Source organism: Amycolatopsis taiwanensis DSM 45107 (genome assembly GCF_000519205.1).
In the GTDB taxonomy this organism is placed as follows: domain Bacteria; phylum Actinomycetota; class Actinomycetes; order Mycobacteriales; family Pseudonocardiaceae; genus Amycolatopsis_E; species Amycolatopsis_E taiwanensis.
The window spans coordinates 376,077-390,343 of record NZ_KI912598.1; the positions used below are offsets into that span (position 1 = coordinate 376,077).

13 protein-coding genes and 2 tRNA genes are annotated in these 14,267 nt (G+C 68.2%); 8 read left to right on the forward strand and 7 right to left on the reverse strand.

Annotation, left to right across the window (positions count from 1 at the left end):
• The first annotated feature begins 64 nt into the window (after positions 1–64).
• A complete protein-coding gene (locus A3CU_RS0136575) occupies positions 65–673 on the forward strand; it encodes a mycothiol-dependent nitroreductase Rv2466c family protein (RefSeq protein WP_027946407.1) in 609 nt (202 codons plus the stop codon).
• Here the strand turns inward: A3CU_RS0136575 and A3CU_RS0136580 are convergent.
• Complete coding sequence (locus A3CU_RS0136580) at positions 660–1,463, reverse strand: MBL fold metallo-hydrolase (protein ID WP_027946408.1); 804 nt, start codon at positions 1,461–1,463, stop codon at positions 660–662. The two genes, A3CU_RS0136575 and A3CU_RS0136580, sit on opposite strands and share 14 nt — an antisense overlap.
• Positions 1,464–1,591: 128 nt before the next feature.
• Between A3CU_RS0136580 and A3CU_RS0136585 the strand changes: the two genes are divergently transcribed.
• Together A3CU_RS0136585 and A3CU_RS0136590 are read left to right on the forward strand one after the other, a co-directional pair.
• Complete coding sequence (locus A3CU_RS0136585; RefSeq protein ID WP_027946409.1) at positions 1,592–2,065, forward strand: ribose-5-phosphate isomerase; 474 nt, start codon at positions 1,592–1,594, stop codon at positions 2,063–2,065.
• Complete coding sequence (locus A3CU_RS0136590) at positions 2,065–2,874, forward strand: Fpg/Nei family DNA glycosylase (protein WP_027946410.1); 810 nt, start codon at positions 2,065–2,067, stop codon at positions 2,872–2,874. Before A3CU_RS0136585 ends, A3CU_RS0136590 begins: the two co-directional genes overlap by 1 nt.
• 9 nt (positions 2,875–2,883) lie before the next feature.
• On the opposite strand, the gene A3CU_RS0136595 is transcribed toward A3CU_RS0136590, so the two are convergent.
• A complete protein-coding gene (locus tag A3CU_RS0136595) occupies positions 2,884–3,687 on the reverse strand; it encodes a hypothetical protein (protein ID WP_027946411.1) in 804 nt (267 codons plus the stop codon).
• Positions 3,688–3,941: 254 nt separating this feature from the next.
• On the opposite strand from A3CU_RS0136595, the gene A3CU_RS0136600 reads away from it, so the two are divergent.
• From A3CU_RS0136600 to A3CU_RS0136615, 4 genes are all read left to right on the forward strand, one after another.
• A complete protein-coding gene (locus tag A3CU_RS0136600; RefSeq protein WP_027946412.1) occupies positions 3,942–4,532 on the forward strand; it encodes a DinB family protein in 591 nt (196 codons plus the stop codon).
• 102 nt (positions 4,533–4,634) lie between these two features.
• A complete protein-coding gene (locus A3CU_RS0136605) occupies positions 4,635–5,507 on the forward strand; it encodes a TIGR03619 family F420-dependent LLM class oxidoreductase (protein WP_027946413.1) in 873 nt (290 codons plus the stop codon).
• Entirely contained in the window at positions 5,504–5,950 is a 447-nt protein-coding gene (locus tag A3CU_RS0136610; protein WP_027946414.1) for a nuclear transport factor 2 family protein, read from the forward strand. The genes A3CU_RS0136605 and A3CU_RS0136610 overlap by 4 nt, the downstream gene beginning before the upstream one ends.
• Positions 5,951–6,043: 93 nt before the next feature.
• Positions 6,044–6,114 (forward strand) — tRNA-Gly (locus A3CU_RS0136615).
• A gap of 340 nt (positions 6,115–6,454) precedes the next feature.
• On the opposite strand, the gene A3CU_RS0136620 is transcribed toward A3CU_RS0136615, so the two are convergent.
• The 4 genes from A3CU_RS0136620 to A3CU_RS0136635 form a co-directional block, all read right to left on the reverse strand.
• The gene (locus A3CU_RS0136620; protein WP_043843735.1) at positions 6,455–6,901 is read right to left on the reverse strand and encodes a group II truncated hemoglobin; all 447 of its coding nucleotides are present in this window, start codon (positions 6,899–6,901) and stop codon (positions 6,455–6,457) included.
• A gap of 724 nt (positions 6,902–7,625) precedes the next feature.
• A complete protein-coding gene (locus tag A3CU_RS0136625) occupies positions 7,626–8,318 on the reverse strand; it encodes a ubiquinone/menaquinone biosynthesis methyltransferase (protein WP_043843737.1) in 693 nt (230 codons plus the stop codon).
• A gap of 159 nt (positions 8,319–8,477) precedes the next feature.
• Positions 8,478–9,674, reverse strand: coding sequence for an FAD-dependent monooxygenase (locus A3CU_RS0136630; protein WP_027946417.1), 1,197 nt, complete (start codon positions 9,672–9,674; stop codon positions 8,478–8,480).
• Between the two features lie 35 nt (positions 9,675–9,709).
• Positions 9,710–12,574 carry an ATP-binding protein gene (locus A3CU_RS0136635; protein WP_027946418.1) on the reverse strand — a complete coding sequence of 955 codons (2,865 nt, stop codon included), beginning with the start codon at positions 12,572–12,574 and terminating at the stop codon, positions 9,710–9,712.
• Between the two features lie 997 nt (positions 12,575–13,571).
• On the opposite strand from A3CU_RS0136635, the gene A3CU_RS0136645 reads away from it, so the two are divergent.
• Positions 13,572–13,648: transfer RNA gene (locus A3CU_RS0136645), tRNA-Pro, on the forward strand.
• A 396-nt stretch (positions 13,649–14,044) separates the two neighbouring features.
• Here A3CU_RS0136645 and A3CU_RS53110 read toward each other — a convergent pair.
• On the reverse strand, positions 14,045–14,215 hold the full coding sequence (locus A3CU_RS53110) for a hypothetical protein (RefSeq protein WP_156960735.1): 171 nt from the start codon (positions 14,213–14,215) through the stop codon (positions 14,045–14,047).
• Positions 14,216–14,267: the final 52 nt, after the last annotated feature.

The following is a 14,267-nucleotide window of genomic DNA, read 5'->3' on the forward strand; positions in this document are numbered from 1 at the left end:
ACAAGCGTCACGCATGCGCTGTTGGGCTGGTTGAAAGTGTGACCACTTCCTTGGGAGAGAACCCATGACCAAGCCCCGTGTCGACTTTTACTTCGACCCGATCTGCCCCTTCGCCTGGATCACCTCGCGCTGGATTCTCGAGGTGGAGAAGGAGCGGGACATCGACCTGAGGTTCCGGGTGATGAGCCTGTCGGTCCTGAACAGCGGCCGCGACGACCTGCCCGAGCGTTACCAGGAGCTGATGGAGAAGGGGTGGGGGCCGGTACGGGTCGCCGTGGCGCTGGCGCAGCAGAAGGGCGAGGCGGTCCTGCGCGACTTCTACACGGAGTTCGGTCTCCGGTACCACAACCAGGGAAACAAGGACGTCACCGTGGTGCTGAAGGAAGCCCTGGAGGCGGTGGGCGCGTCCGCCGAGCTGACCGCCGCCGCGCAGTCCACCGAATACGACGAGGCGCTGCGCAAGAGCCACCACGAGGGCATGGACCCGGTGGGCATGGACGTCGGCACGCCGACCATCCACATCGACGGGGTCGCCTTCTTCGGGCCGGTGCTGACCTCGATCCCGCGCGGCGAGGAAGCGGTGAAGATCTTCGACGGAGCCGTCGCGTTGGCCAGCTACCCCGACTTCTTCGAGCTGAAGCGGACCAGGAGCGGGGACCTCAAGTTCGACTGACGCGGTCCAGTACGGGGCGGGTCGTGGCCTCGGGGAAGGGCGAGTGGGGCAGCGCCTCTTCGACGGACATTCGGCCCGCCTTGACCGCGCGGAACAACGTGGAGAGCTGGTGCAGCTGGTCCCGTTGCTCCTCGACGTATGACACGTCCACCGGGGAGCCGTGTCCGGGTACTACGGTGTCCGGCCGCAGGGCGAGAATCTTGTCGAGAGCCTTGGGCCACCCCACCGGATCGGCGTCCGGGCCGATCGACGGCGGGGCGCCGACCTCGACCAGGTCCCCGGCGAACACCACCCCCGCGTCGGCGACGTGCACCATGAGGTCGCCGTCGGAGTGCGCGAGGCCGGGATGCAGCAGCGTGACCACCCGGCCGCCGAGGTCCAACTCGGTCTTGGTGGTCATCACCTCGTCCGGCAGTACGAGTTCCGCGTTGACGAGCCGGTCTGCCAGCTCGTGTTCGCCGTCCCGGACGAACCGGGCCGCGAACGCCGCACGGTCATGCTCGGCGTCGGCGGCCATCGCCGCCCGGCAACGATCGTGTGACCAGACCGGGCACGGCCGAAACGGTGCGGTACCGAAGTAATGGTCGAAGTGGGCGTGCGTGATCACCACCGTCCACGGCAGACTCGTGACGCCCTTGATCGCGGCCACGAACTCCGCACCCTGCACCTCGTCACCACCGGTGTCGATCACCAGGCACCGCTCCTGGCCCACGACGAGCCCGAGCGTCTGGTCGAGATGCTCGTAGCGCCGCGCGAGCACACCGTCGCCGACCTCCGTCCACTCACCCACAGCGACCGCCTTTTCCGGTGCGTTCAGGAGCAATGAATATTTGCTACGGATAGCGCTACTCAGGGTAGCGTCGACGGCCGTCCCACCCGCAGCACGGAGGTGGGGAGGCGGGATGGCACACTCCAGGCGTGCATGTCTATGTGGGATCCGATCATGCTGGATTCGAGCTGAAGAACCACCTGGTGTCCTACCTCAAGGGGAAGGGGCACGAGGTCACCGACATCGGCCCGTTCGTCTACGACGCCGCCGACGACTACCCGGCCTTCTGCGTCGAGACGGCCCGGCGCGTGGTGGCCGACGAGGGCAGCCTCGGCCTGGTGATCGGCGGGTCGGGTAACGGCGAGCAGATCGCGGCCAACAAGGTGCCGGGCGCCCGGGCGGCGCTGGCGTGGAAACCGGAGATCGCCCAGTTGGCCCGCGAGCACAACCATGCCCAGTTGATCGGTATCGGCGCGCGGATGCACACCTTCGAAGAGGTCGAGGCGATCGTCGACGCGTTCCTGTCCACGCCGCCGTCTCCCGACGAACGGCACAACCGCCGGATCCGGCAACTCGCCGACTACGAACGCACCGGAACGCCACCGCCGTTGCCGTCGGCCTGATGCCCGAGGGACACACGCTCCACCGGCTCGCCCGCCTGCACCAGCGGCGGTACGCGGGCGGGCCGGTCGAGGTGAGCAGCCCACAGGGCAGGTTCGCCACCGAAGCATCCACTCTGGACGGTCAGGTGCTGGTGCGCGCCGAGGCGTACGGCAAGCATCTCTTCCACGACTTCGGCCCGTCCGGCACCGTGCACGTCCATCTCGGGTTGTACGGCACGTTCACCGAGTCGAAGCTGCCGGCCGCGGCGCCGGTGGGCCAGGTGCGGCTCCGGCTCATCGGTAGTACACATTGGACGGATCTGCGCGGGCCGAACCGGTGCGAGCTGCTCACGCCGGACCGGGTGGATGCCATCAAGTCGCGCCTGGGCCCGGACCCGTTGCGGCGCGACGCGCGTCCCGAACGGGCGTGGGACAGGATCTCCGCGTCCCGTGCCCCGCTGGCCGCGCTGTTGATGGATCAAGCCGTGCTGGCGGGCGTCGGCAACGTATATCGCGCGGAAGTGCTGTTCCGGCACAACGTCGCGCCCATGACGCCGGGTCGTTCGCTGGATCCGGTGCTGTGGAAGGAAATCTGGACCGACCTGGTCACGCTGATGCGCGCGGGCGTGCGCACCGGGCGGATCGACACGGTGCACGACGAACACCTGCCCGAGGCCACCGGCCGCGCGCCCCGGCAGGACCGGCACGGCGGCGAGGTCTACGTCTATCGCCGTGCGGGCCAGCCCTGCCTGGTCTGCGGAACTCCGGTGGCCCACACGGAACTGGCCGGGCGCAACCTCTATTGGTGCCCCCGCTGCCAGCCCGCGTAGGCGACCGGACTACCAGTCGCCGCCGCCGAAGTCGAACCCACCGCCGTCGAAGCCGCCACCGTCGAAGCCCCCGCCATCGAAGCCGCCGCCATCTCCGCCGTCGAACCCGCCGTCGTCGGAGCCCCCGGCGTCGCCGCCGTCGGAGCCGCCCATCGCTTCGGCCTGGCCTGCGTCGTACCCGGCCTCCCAAGCCTGGGCGCTCGCGATGCCGCTCATGCCGCTGAACATCGCGCTGAACAGGAACATCGACCCGAGCCCCCACGCACCGGCGACCAGCGCCGGCTTCCACCAGGGCTCGCTGTACCAGCCCTGTGGCACCGGCCGGCCGGCCACGCGGCCGCCCGGGTAGTAGTACGGCGTGCCCTCGCCCGGGTTCGGGGAGGCCTCGTAGTCGCGCCCTTCGACCTCGACCTTGCGGTGCTCGGTGACCTTTCCGGCGCGCTCGCGTTCGATCTCCTCGGGCAGCTTCGGACCCGGGTCCATGCCCATCGCGGTCCGCGCCGCACGCACGTAGTACAGCCCTTCGAGAGCGGTCTCCTTCACCAGCTTGGCCTGCTCGGCGGTCTGGGCCTGCTCGAGTTGCGAACCGGCGGCGTTGTAGCGCTCGGCGGCGTCCGCCAGCGCCTGCTTCGACGCGGTGTCGGTGCCGGTGAGATTGAGTACCTGCCCGCCCAGCCGCTCCACCAGACGCCGGGCGTCGGCCTTGACGTCGTCGAGTTGGCGTTGCCGCGTCGCCGCCTGAGACTTGGCGAAATACACGATGCCGCCGCCGATGATCAGCAGGAGCACGATCACGGTGATCGCGGTGCCCATGGCCTTACTCCCCACGAATTCGGTGGTCTTGAACCGGACAAGGTCCGAAGTGTAACCAAGTACACACACCGTATTGGCCACCGCGAACCGGACATACCACCAACGTACTGGGCCGTCGGCAGGTTCCGGAAAAGAGGTGGATTCCACCCGCTCACAGGGGGAGCGGGGCGCCCGATCAGGTCTCACCCTCGGGTGGCGCACGGTCGCCGGTCGGGCGCGTTGGCCTGTCGGTGGCCGGTGGGAGACTGCCGGGCATGACCGGATCGCAACCGAAGGCCGACCTTCACCGCTACCTGCAGACCGCCCGCGAATCGTTGCTGTGGAAGCTCGACGGGCTGTCGGAGTACGACGTCCGCCGCCCGTTGACGCCGACGGGGACCAACCTGCTGGGGCTGGTCAAGCATGTGGCCAGCACGGAGCTGGAGTACTTCGGCCAGGTCTTCGGACGGCCGTCCGACCAACCGCTGCCCTGGTTCGCCGACGACGCCGAACCGAACGCCGACATGTGGGCCACCGCCGGCGAGTCCCGCGCGGAGATCATCGAGCTGTACCACCGGGCGTGGGCACATGCGGACGCGACCATCGACGCGCTGGCGCTGGACGCGACCGGCCAGGTGCCCTGGTGGCCGGCGGACCGGCGCGAGGTGACGCTGCACCAGATCCTGGTGCACATGATCGCCGAGACATATCGGCACGCCGGGCACGCCGACATCGTCCGGGAACTGATCGACGGGGCCGTTGGGCTGCGGAAGGGCAACGACAACATGGCGCCGGGCGACCAGGCATGGTGGGACGGCTACCGGAGCCGGCTGGAACGCGTGGCGCAGGAAGCCGCCCAACGCTGACCGTGGCGAACAGCAGGTTCCGGGACTCTCTCCGTGAGCTGGAAGGCACCCACGGTAATAGCGGTGCTGGACGAAAACTAGAACACGTTATAGTCTCGCGGCATGAAGTTCACGCTGTCGGTCGCGATGAACCCGCTCGACCAGTTCGCGGAGCTGGCGCGGACAGCGGAAGAGAACGGCTTCTCCGCGATCGCGCTGCCGGACTCGCTGTTCTACTCGGAGGCCGTTTCGGCCGCGTATCCCTACACGCTCGACGGGAGCCGATTCTGGACCGAGGAGACCCCGTGGTCGGACCCGCTCATCGCGGTCGCCTCGATGAGCGCGGTGACCAGCGAGATCTTCTTCTACACCTCGGTGCTCAAGCTCGGTTCGCGCAACCCGGTGCTGCTCGCGCGGCAGGTGGCGTCGGTCGCGGTGCTCAGCGGCGACCGGTTCGGGCTCGGACTCGGTGTCGGCTGGGCGCCGGAAGAGTTCGAATGGTGCGGCGCGCCCTACCAGCGGCGCGGGCGGCGGGTGGATGAGGCGATCGAGGTGCTGCGCCTGATCCTGGGTGGCGGCATGGTCTCCTACCACGGGGAATTCTTCGACTTCGGCAAGCTGCGCATGAGCCCGGCGCCGGCGAAGCGGGTCCCGTTCTACATCGGCGGCCACACCGAGCCGGCGCTGCGGCGCGCGGCGAAGGTGGGGGATGGCTGGGCATCGGCGATGATGAAACTGGACGACCTGCGCAGCACGATCAACCGGCTCGGCGAGCTCCGCGCGGAGTACGGGCGGGAAGCCGAGCCGTTCGAGATCCAGGCCGTGTGCGTCGACCGGTTCGGCCTGGACGGTTACCGCGAGCAGGCCGACATCGGCGTGACGGACGTCATCACGCAGCCCTGGGTGTTCGACGGCGTCGGTTTCGACGGCCCGCTGCAACAGAAGAAGGACGCCATCAAGAAGTTCGCCGACGAGATCATCGGGAAGTTGCCGTGAGCATCGACGTCTGCTGGGACCCCTCCGCCGAGCAGCCCGCCGCGCGGGTCGCGGCGTGGCGGTCGATGAACGCCACGGTCCGCGGCGACAAGCGGGAATGGCTTTCGCTGTTCGCGTCCACCGCCGTGATCGAGGACCCCGTCGGACCCTCGATGTTCGATCCCGAGGGCAAAGGCCACCACGGCCACGACGGGATCTCGGCGTTCTGGGACCTTGCCATCGCCAAGGTCGAGCGGTTCCGGTTCACCATCCGGGACTCCCACGCGGCCGGAACGGAGGTGGCGAACGTCGGCACGATCACCACGTTTCTGCCCGGTGGCTACCGGGTCGACACCGACGGGGTGTTCGTCTACCGGGTCGATGAGGCCGGGCTGATCCGGTCGATGCGCGCCTTCTGGGAGGTCGACCGGGCCATGGCCACGGCCCGGCGGGTCGACGACTGACGCGCCCGCCCCGGCCGGCAGTGGGTGGGGCCCTGCGATCACCCAGGCGTGAGCCGCTAGACTGGTGTCGCGCCCGGGTCCTCCCGGGCGTATGCGGGCGTAGCTCAATGGTAGAGCCCCAGTCTTCCAAACTGGCTACGCGGGTTCGATTCCCGTCGCCCGCTCCGAGACAGGTGAGCCCTGGTCACGCTTCGCGTTTCGCCCTGGTCTCTCCGCCCTTATTCCGGGGCCGAGCCCCCAGACCCCCGCCGGGGGGCGAGCCCCTTACCCCCACGCGGTGCTGGTTGTGCATGAGCGTGCCACCCCCGTGTGGCGTCGGATAGTCCGTTAAAGCCGTCGAGGAGTGTGGCGATGGCCTCGGCGCCATCCTGGTCCAGCCGGCGAAGACGCCGTGGGCTCCGGCCATGGCCGCCGGCGGAAGACCCCCGCAGACGTTGGCGTGGCGGTCGTGACGTCGTCGGTCTCTACATGGGATCCGCCGGACAACGCGGGGTGCTCGCGGTGTCAGTCGGGCCAGTTCCAGCGCGGCACGTTGCGGATGGGGTGAAGCTCGGCATCGGTCTTGGCCCACGAGTTCTGCTGGGCGACCTGTGAGCCGAACTCCAGGTGCTCACGCACAGCCTGCCGGAATGGCTCGTCGTTGGGCAGCCCGGCTTCGCCGATCGCCTCCAGATAGAGAGTTACAAAGCGTTCCCGTTGGTCATCGGTGATCTTCAGGTGCCGGTGCACGTCGATGATGTATTGGAAACCCAGTTCCTGCGTGAAGCGATCGGGGCCGCCGAATGACTCGGCGGTGAACCAGGTCAGATGATCAATGTGTGTCGGTACCCGTTCCTTGAACTGCGCCTTCAGCACAGGGTCAGCGAGAACCTTGTCATAGAACAACTCCTCGAGGCGGTGCAGCGCTTCGTCACCACCGGCATGCTCGTAGAGGGTCTCTGAGGGCTCCATGGGACAGAGAATTTCGGGTCCTGGTCGAGCTGTCAACTGCCAGTTTCACCCCGGCCAGCCGCTGCTGGCTCAATTTCGTGGGACGCTATGTCTTGACCAAGGCCGGGTGGTAACTTCCTCGAATCACCCGCATACTGCAAGCGAATTAACGACTCGTGACACTAGCCAGTTTCTCAACGGTATGAGCTGGCCGTCGCGGGCCAGCAGGAGCGGCAGTGCCCGACGCGGAACAGCAGCGCTTTCGGGCGTTTTCCAACGCCGTGTCGAGCGTTGAGGCGTCTACCGGAAGGTTCTGCGCCGCAACCGATCGCGCTGTAGATTTCCGGCAGCCAGGTCTGCCGGTCCTGACCATCAGGCGCGGTCGTCGTCAGGCTGGTCGACACCATCGGTCCCGAAACCCTGGGATCGCTACTTCGACTCGGAGGGTGCCGTGATGCCAGAGCACCGAGTGGTGGTCGCGTTCGGGGCCGATGAAGCCAGCATCGTCAGCCAGGAACGCGAAGGCGCTAACAACTTCGGTGACATAGTTGCGACGCGTAGCGTTCCGAGATAGGCGGACCCTGCTCACGCTGTGCGTTTCGCCTTGTCTCTCCGCCATTATTCCGGGAGCCGATCCCCGGACCCCCGCCACGGGGCGAGCCCCCTGCCCCTCGGGCGGTCCGGTCGTGCCGAGCCCCTCCAGTAGGTCGGGGCACTGAGGGGCCTTCGGCTGACGTCAACTCCATCATTTCGGCTTGGTGGCCCACAGGATGACGTTCGTGCCGAAGAACTTCTTGCGCCACCCGATGTCCCGGAAACCGAGTCCACTCAGCATATCGGCGATATGTTGCGGTGACTTGAAGGCGAGCGTGCTGGATTCGAGATAGGTGTAGGACGACCGGTCGCGAGCCACGAGCTGCCCCAACAGCGGAACAACCACGCGAACTCCCCACCCCATGATCGGTTTCAGCAGGCCGCTCGGGGGACAGGTTTCGAGAATCACGATCCGGCCGCCAGGCTTGAGAACTCGGTATTGTTCGCGAAGCACTCCGGCCAGGTCCTCGACGTTGCGGAGGAGATAGCCCTCGGTGATCCCGTCGAAAGACTCGTTCTCGAACGGCAGGCAGGCTGCATCCGCACGCTGCCATCGAATCGCGTCAGCCCCAGGCTTGGCCATGGCACGACTCAGCATCTCCTCCGAGAAGTCGACGCCCGTCACGGCGGAGGCAGGGTAGCGCCGTGCCGCCTCCAAAGCGATCACACCTGTACCGGTGGCCAGGTCCAACAGCTGTCCGCCCGCGGCCGGTGCGACACGCGCGGCCACCTCGCGGCACCATTTTTCATGGCGGCCGAGCGTCATGACGAAGTTCATCCGGTCGTAGTACCCGGCGATCTTCTCGAAGATCCCGTGTACTTCGGAGCCTTTGTCGCGAGGCATGCGGTCAGTTGTCACCTTCGGGGCCTCCTCTGCCAGGAATGCTCACTGCCGACTCGCTCTGGAGGTCATTCCGGAAACGTCCGACCCGATCATGATGCCGCTATATCCAACGGGTCACACGTGAGGAACCCCGCTCTGCGGCGAAAGTCACGCCGGTGATTACCGGTGACAGCTATCCGCATACTCACCAACGGTGATGTTCTCGGCGGTTTTGCGGGCGATCTTGGTGGCCATGTTCTTGCCCGGCAGGTAGGGCATGACCTTGTAGTACCGGTTGAGGGCCGCGGCCATGAAGCGGTTGCCGGGGACCATGAGCTTGGCGACGCCGTCGCCCATCTTCTGGCAGCCCACCGCGTACGCGCGCATCTCATCCTCATAGCGGACGAACGCGACGCGGTGGTCGCCCTGCGCGGCGGCCAGTTCACCCGCCAGTACGTACGCACCGACGAGCGCGAGGCCGGATCCCATGCCCGACAGGGAAGACGGGCAGTAAGCGGCGTCGCCGACCAGGGCGACGCGGCCGCGGGTCCAGGCGTCCATGCGGACCTGCCCGACCGAGTCGAAGTAGAAGTCGGGCGCGTGCCGCATCTCGTGCAGCAGCCGGTCGCTCTGCCAGCCGTTGCCCGTGAACTGCTCGGTCAGGATCGCTTGTTGCCGCGCCACGTCGCGGCGATCCAGGTCCAGGTCCGGCGAGCCGAAGTAGAAGACGGCCTTGGCCTCGGCGTTGTGGCGGGCACTGTACATCGCCACGAGCTTGTTCGCGGTGCGGTAGGCGTGGCCGGTGTGGTCGAGCCCGAGGTGGTTGTCGGTGGTGAAGATCGCGCAGTAGACGCCGAGATGCTTGACGAAATTCTCCTCGGGTCCGAAGGTCAGCCGGCGGGTGTTGGAGTGCAGCCCGTCGGCGCCGATGACCAGGTCGAACCTGCGCGGCGCGGAGCGTTCGAAGGTGACGGCCACCCCGTCGGCGTCCTCGGTGAGTGAGGTAATGGAGTCGCCGAAGATGTATTCGGTGTGTTCGCTGGTCGCGTGGTAGAGGATGCGGGCCAGGTCGCCGCGCAGAATCTCGATGTCTCCGGCGAACAGGTCGGCGGGCAGTTGGGCCACCGGCTTGCCTGCGCTGTTGACGTAGGACATGGAGCCGGTGCCGGTGCGGGCGCGTTCGATGTCGTCCAGAATGCCCATGCGGCGCAGGATCGACAGGTGTGCCTCGCCGCGGAAATCGACGGCGTAGCCGCCATCCCGGAGCGCGGGGGCGCGCTCCACGATGGTGGGGTTGAAGCCGTGGCGGTGGAGCCAGTAGGCGAGCGCGGGGCCGGCGACCGAAGCGCCGGAGATCAGTACGTTGCGGTTCGTCATGACGCTAAGACTGCAAGGGCGCGCTCACCGCGGGCTCACCGTGAAGTCACCGCCTGGACGAGGTCGTCGGACAGTCCGAGCATGCGGAGCGTGTCCGGCACGGAGGGGGCCAGGTCAGCCACTGCTCCGATGGCCTGTTGGTAGGACGTGCGGGCGGCGGCGTGATCGCCGCGTACTTCGGCGATGCGGCCGAGCCCGGCGAGGCAGCGCACCCGGTCGCCGAGGCTCTTGACCCAGTGCGGATCGATTCGGTCGAGCGCATCGGTGTAGAGCCGTTCCGCTTCGGCCGGGTCTCCCTCCCGCAGGGCGATGTCGCCGAGCCCGCGCAGGGCCGCCGCCAGACAGGCGGCGCTGCCGGTGCGGCGGGCCAGGTCCGCGGCTTGGGCATAGTCCGCGCGGGCTGCCGTCGTCTCGGTGTCGGCGCGGTGGTCGGCCCGGCTGGCCAGCAGGTCGGCCGAGTCCTCCTGCGCGCCGAGTTGTTCGGTCAGGGCCAGGGCCCGGTCGATCAGCGCGATCGCCCGAGCGCGATCACCCCGCCCGTCCGCCAGGCCGGCGAGCGCGTCCAGCGCCACGGCCGTGCCCCATCGGTCTCCGAGCGCACCGAATCCGTCGGCGGCCAGGTCGAACGCTCGCTCGGCCGCCGCGGTGTCTCCGTCGCCCAGCGCCCCGAAACCCGCGACGTACTGGGCGGTCGCCCGCGCCCATGGCTCGGGGCAGTTTTGCTGGGCCGAGACGAGCGCGAACGCCGCCTGCCGATCGCCCTCGCTCGCGTTCCGCATCATCCACGGCAACAGGACGACGGGGTAGCGGCCCGGCCGGTCGCCGGGCCACGCGGCGGTCAAGACCTTTTCGGCGGTCGCGCGGTGGCGCTGCCACGTCGGCCGGTCGGACGCGGCCAGCAGCACGCATGCCGCGTAGTCCTCGCCGAGCCCGGCGGGCGGGCCGGCACCGATCAAGCCGAGCAGCGTGATCGCGTACGGGGCGGCTGAAGTGGACGTGCCGCGGATCCACAGGTAGGCCGAGGCCGCGGCGAGTAGCTCCAAGCCGGTGGTGACGTTCGGCGTCTCGACCGCCCAACGCAGGGCCGTCAGAAGATTCTCGTGTTCGGCTACCAGGCGCGGCAGCCACTGCAGCTGTTCGGCTCGCCGCAGATGTGGGTCCGCTGAACGCAGCAGATCCAGTACTTGGTCGGCGTGAGCCTGTTGCGCCGACTCGCGTTCGCCCGCCTCGTCGAGCTGTTCGGCGGCGTAGGCGCGGATCGTCTCCAGCATCCGGTAACGGCCGTGCGAGACCTCCAGGAGTGACTTGTCGACCAGCGATTCCAGCGTTTCCTCGTCGGTGCCGCACACCCGCGCCGCGGCTCGGGCGGTCGCGCCGCCGGCGAAGACCGAGAACCGCCGCGCGGCCCGTAGCTCGGATTCGGCGAGCAGGTCCCAGCTCCACGCGATCACCGAGCGCAGCGTCCGATGTCGTTCGGCGATCGTGCGGCTGCCCCGGCTGCCGACGCCCAGCCGCGCGGTGAGATCGTCGATGTCCAGTGTGCGCACGCGTGCCGCCGCGAGTTCGATGGCCAGCGGCAGGTCGTCCAGGGCCGCGCAGATCCGCCGCACCAGCCCGTCCTCGGCGGTGAAACCACGCCGGACGGCCGTGGCCCGGTCGGCGAACAGCCGCACGGCTGCGGCCTCGTCAAGCGGGCGCACCTGGTGCAGGGTCTCGCCGATGATGCCGAGCGGCTCCCGGCTGGTGGCCAGGATCCGCAGTCGCGGGCAGGCCGCCAGCAGCCGTGCCACCACCTCGGCGGCAGTCTCGATCACATGCTCGCAGTTGTCCAGAACCAGTACGAGCGCGCGGTCCGACAGGGCCGCGATCAGGCGATCGATCGGCGCCTGCGGTCCGTCCGTGAGCTGTAGCGCGTTCTCGCGAAGGCCGAGCGCGCCCAGCAGCGCCCGCGCCAGCCCGGCGCCGTCGCTCGACGGGGCCAGCTCCGCGAAGCACACCTCGTCGGTTGCGAGCGCGGCGACCTCGACCGACAGCCGGGTCTTGCCGACGCCGCCGGGGCCGATCAGCGTGACCAGCCGGGCGGTACGCAGCAGGTCCGCGATCTCGGTCACCTCCTCGTCGCGGCCCACGAAGGAGGTCAGCTGGGCGGGCGGAGCGGCGAGCGACGGCAACGCATCGGCGTTCAGCAGTTCCCGGTGCAGCGCGGCCAGTTCGACGGAGGGGCCGGCACCCAGTTCCTCGGCCAGGTGCCGCCTGGTCGCCTCGAACACCGCCAGCGCCTCGGCCTGCCCGCCTTCGGCGGACAGCGCCCGGATCAGCAGTCCCGCCAATCGTTCCCGGAGCGGATGGCGGCCGACCAGCTCGCGTAGCTCCGGCACGGCCGCGCGGTGCCCGCCGAGCCGTAGTTCGGCTTCGAACCGGTCCTCCAGTGCCCCGAGCCGCATCTCCTCCAACCGGACGGCGGCGGACTGGGCCGTCTCGCTCTCGGTGATTTCGGCCAGCGCGGGCCCGCGCCACAACTCCAGGGCATCACGCAGCAGCGCCACCGCCTGATCGGCCTCGCCGTCGCGCAACGCCGCCCGGCCCTGCCCGGCCAGCCGCTCGAACCGGCAGGCGTCCACGGTGTCGTCCGCGACGACGATGCGGTAGCCCGCCCCGGCGCGCTCGATCGTGGCCGCCGATCCCAACGCCGTTCGCAGCCTGGACACCTGTGACTGCAGCGCATGCGCCGACGGTGCCGCATCCGGGTCGATCTCCTCGGCCAGCCGGCCGGACGGGACGACCTGGCCGGGACGGACCAGCAGCAACGTCAGCAGCGCACGCCGGGCGGGTCCCCCCAAGGGAATCTCGGTCCCGTCGTCGTGCCACGCCCGGGTCTCGCCGAGGATGCCAAACCGCACGCCGGCGATTATCCAGTGTTGTTCGGAACGTGTTCGGATAGCCAGGCCGTGACTTCGGCCATTGGCTGCCGGTTGACGGTGTAACCCCCGGTCAGGTCGCCCCGGAGCGCACCGGGCGCCACGCTGTTCACGGTGATGCGGCGTCGGCCCAGCTCGTTGGCCGGCGAGGGGCCATCACCTCCAGCGCGGCCTTGCTGATGGTGTAGAGGCGATCTGTGTGCCGGGTTCTGGTCCACCGGATCGGTGATCGTGGTGCGAATGTGGTCTGGTTGTTTTTCTTCGCGATGCGTTGGTGGTGGCCCGGTGGGGTAGAAGTCTTGTTACGAACAGTGCGTCTTTCGCTTTCATTGGCGGTATGCGTAAACCCTCACCAGATCACTGGTCGAGACTGTCGCGGTGCTGTCAGCGACCGGAGGTCTGACCATCCACTCACCACTTCAAGGCCCGTCGTTGTCGGCGCGTTACCGGCGGTCGGGTGGCAAGCCGCCCATGTCTCCGGTACGCCGATCACCGTCTACGAGATTTGTGCGCCGTGAGGCTGAAACGGGCCGTGTCGGCGGTTGGCGACGGTGCCCCCGGCCTCATTTTCTGGGGTGCCGTCGGGTTCGGCGCCGGAGAGAAGGAAATATCCGAGAAACCGGTTGCAGAACGAAAACTCATTCTGGTAACGCATCAACGGCGAATATTGCGTTTTCGTGTCTGAAGCCGGGGTAAGGTTTCAAACTTGACGTCTGGTCACCTACTGGCACGCCACGAACACATTTCCTGCGACGCGACCACTCTGATCGCCATCAAGGATGGTGCTGGCCCATTGCTGTGCGACGCCGAGGGTCGGCGTCGAGCGCCGGCGGCCGTTGATCCCGCGGCCGGCCCGAGCGTGCCCAGACGAGGCGAAGGTCAACAGCCGGTGTACAGTGTCCGGGGAGCGGGTGCTCGGTCTTCGCGAACTGGCCCGCTCGCATTCGGGTCCTCTGTTCGTTCGGGGGCTACCCGGCCACGGGATGTGGCGCAGCTTGGTAGCGCATCCGCTTTGGGAGCGGAGGGTCGCAGGTTCAAATCCTGTCATCCCGACCACCTGGGCTGGACCCACGGGTTCAGCCCCTTTTCCGGGCCGGCCGAGCCGACCACGACTTTCCCGCTCGTAGCCGATCACCAGGAACCGTGCGGTGACCGGTTCGACGTATTCGGTGATCCGGTTCCGGTTGAGTTCGGTGCCGGCGGCAGCCGCCCGGTCAGCCGAACGACTCCCGTTCGGGTGGGGTGAAGGCCACCTCGTGGCCGGCCATCGGATCGATGAGGACCTCGGGTGTTGCCGGTGTGTGGGCAAGCGGTGCTCACGTTGGATCCCGGACCGATTCCTGCCACCCGTGGTAGCTCCCGAAACGGGTGATCGCAGCGTCACAACCCCGGTCGGGTCTTGCGGTTTGCCCGGGGCAGGAGCGGCAATACGAGAACGGGCGGCGGGCGCTGTCAGCTCGTGACGGTGGACCGTCGGTCGAGCCACCCGTAGACGAGCCGGACGAGCACGCCGACAAGGCCGATGGTTATCACGACGAGTCCGACCACATACATGTCCGCTTGAACAAGACCGAGGGCACCAATGCCGACGCCGAGCAGAATCACCCCAATCGCCTCTGCCATTGCCGCCTCACCTCCGTATCTGGTGGTTCCCGCTGCCGAGGGCACTACACGT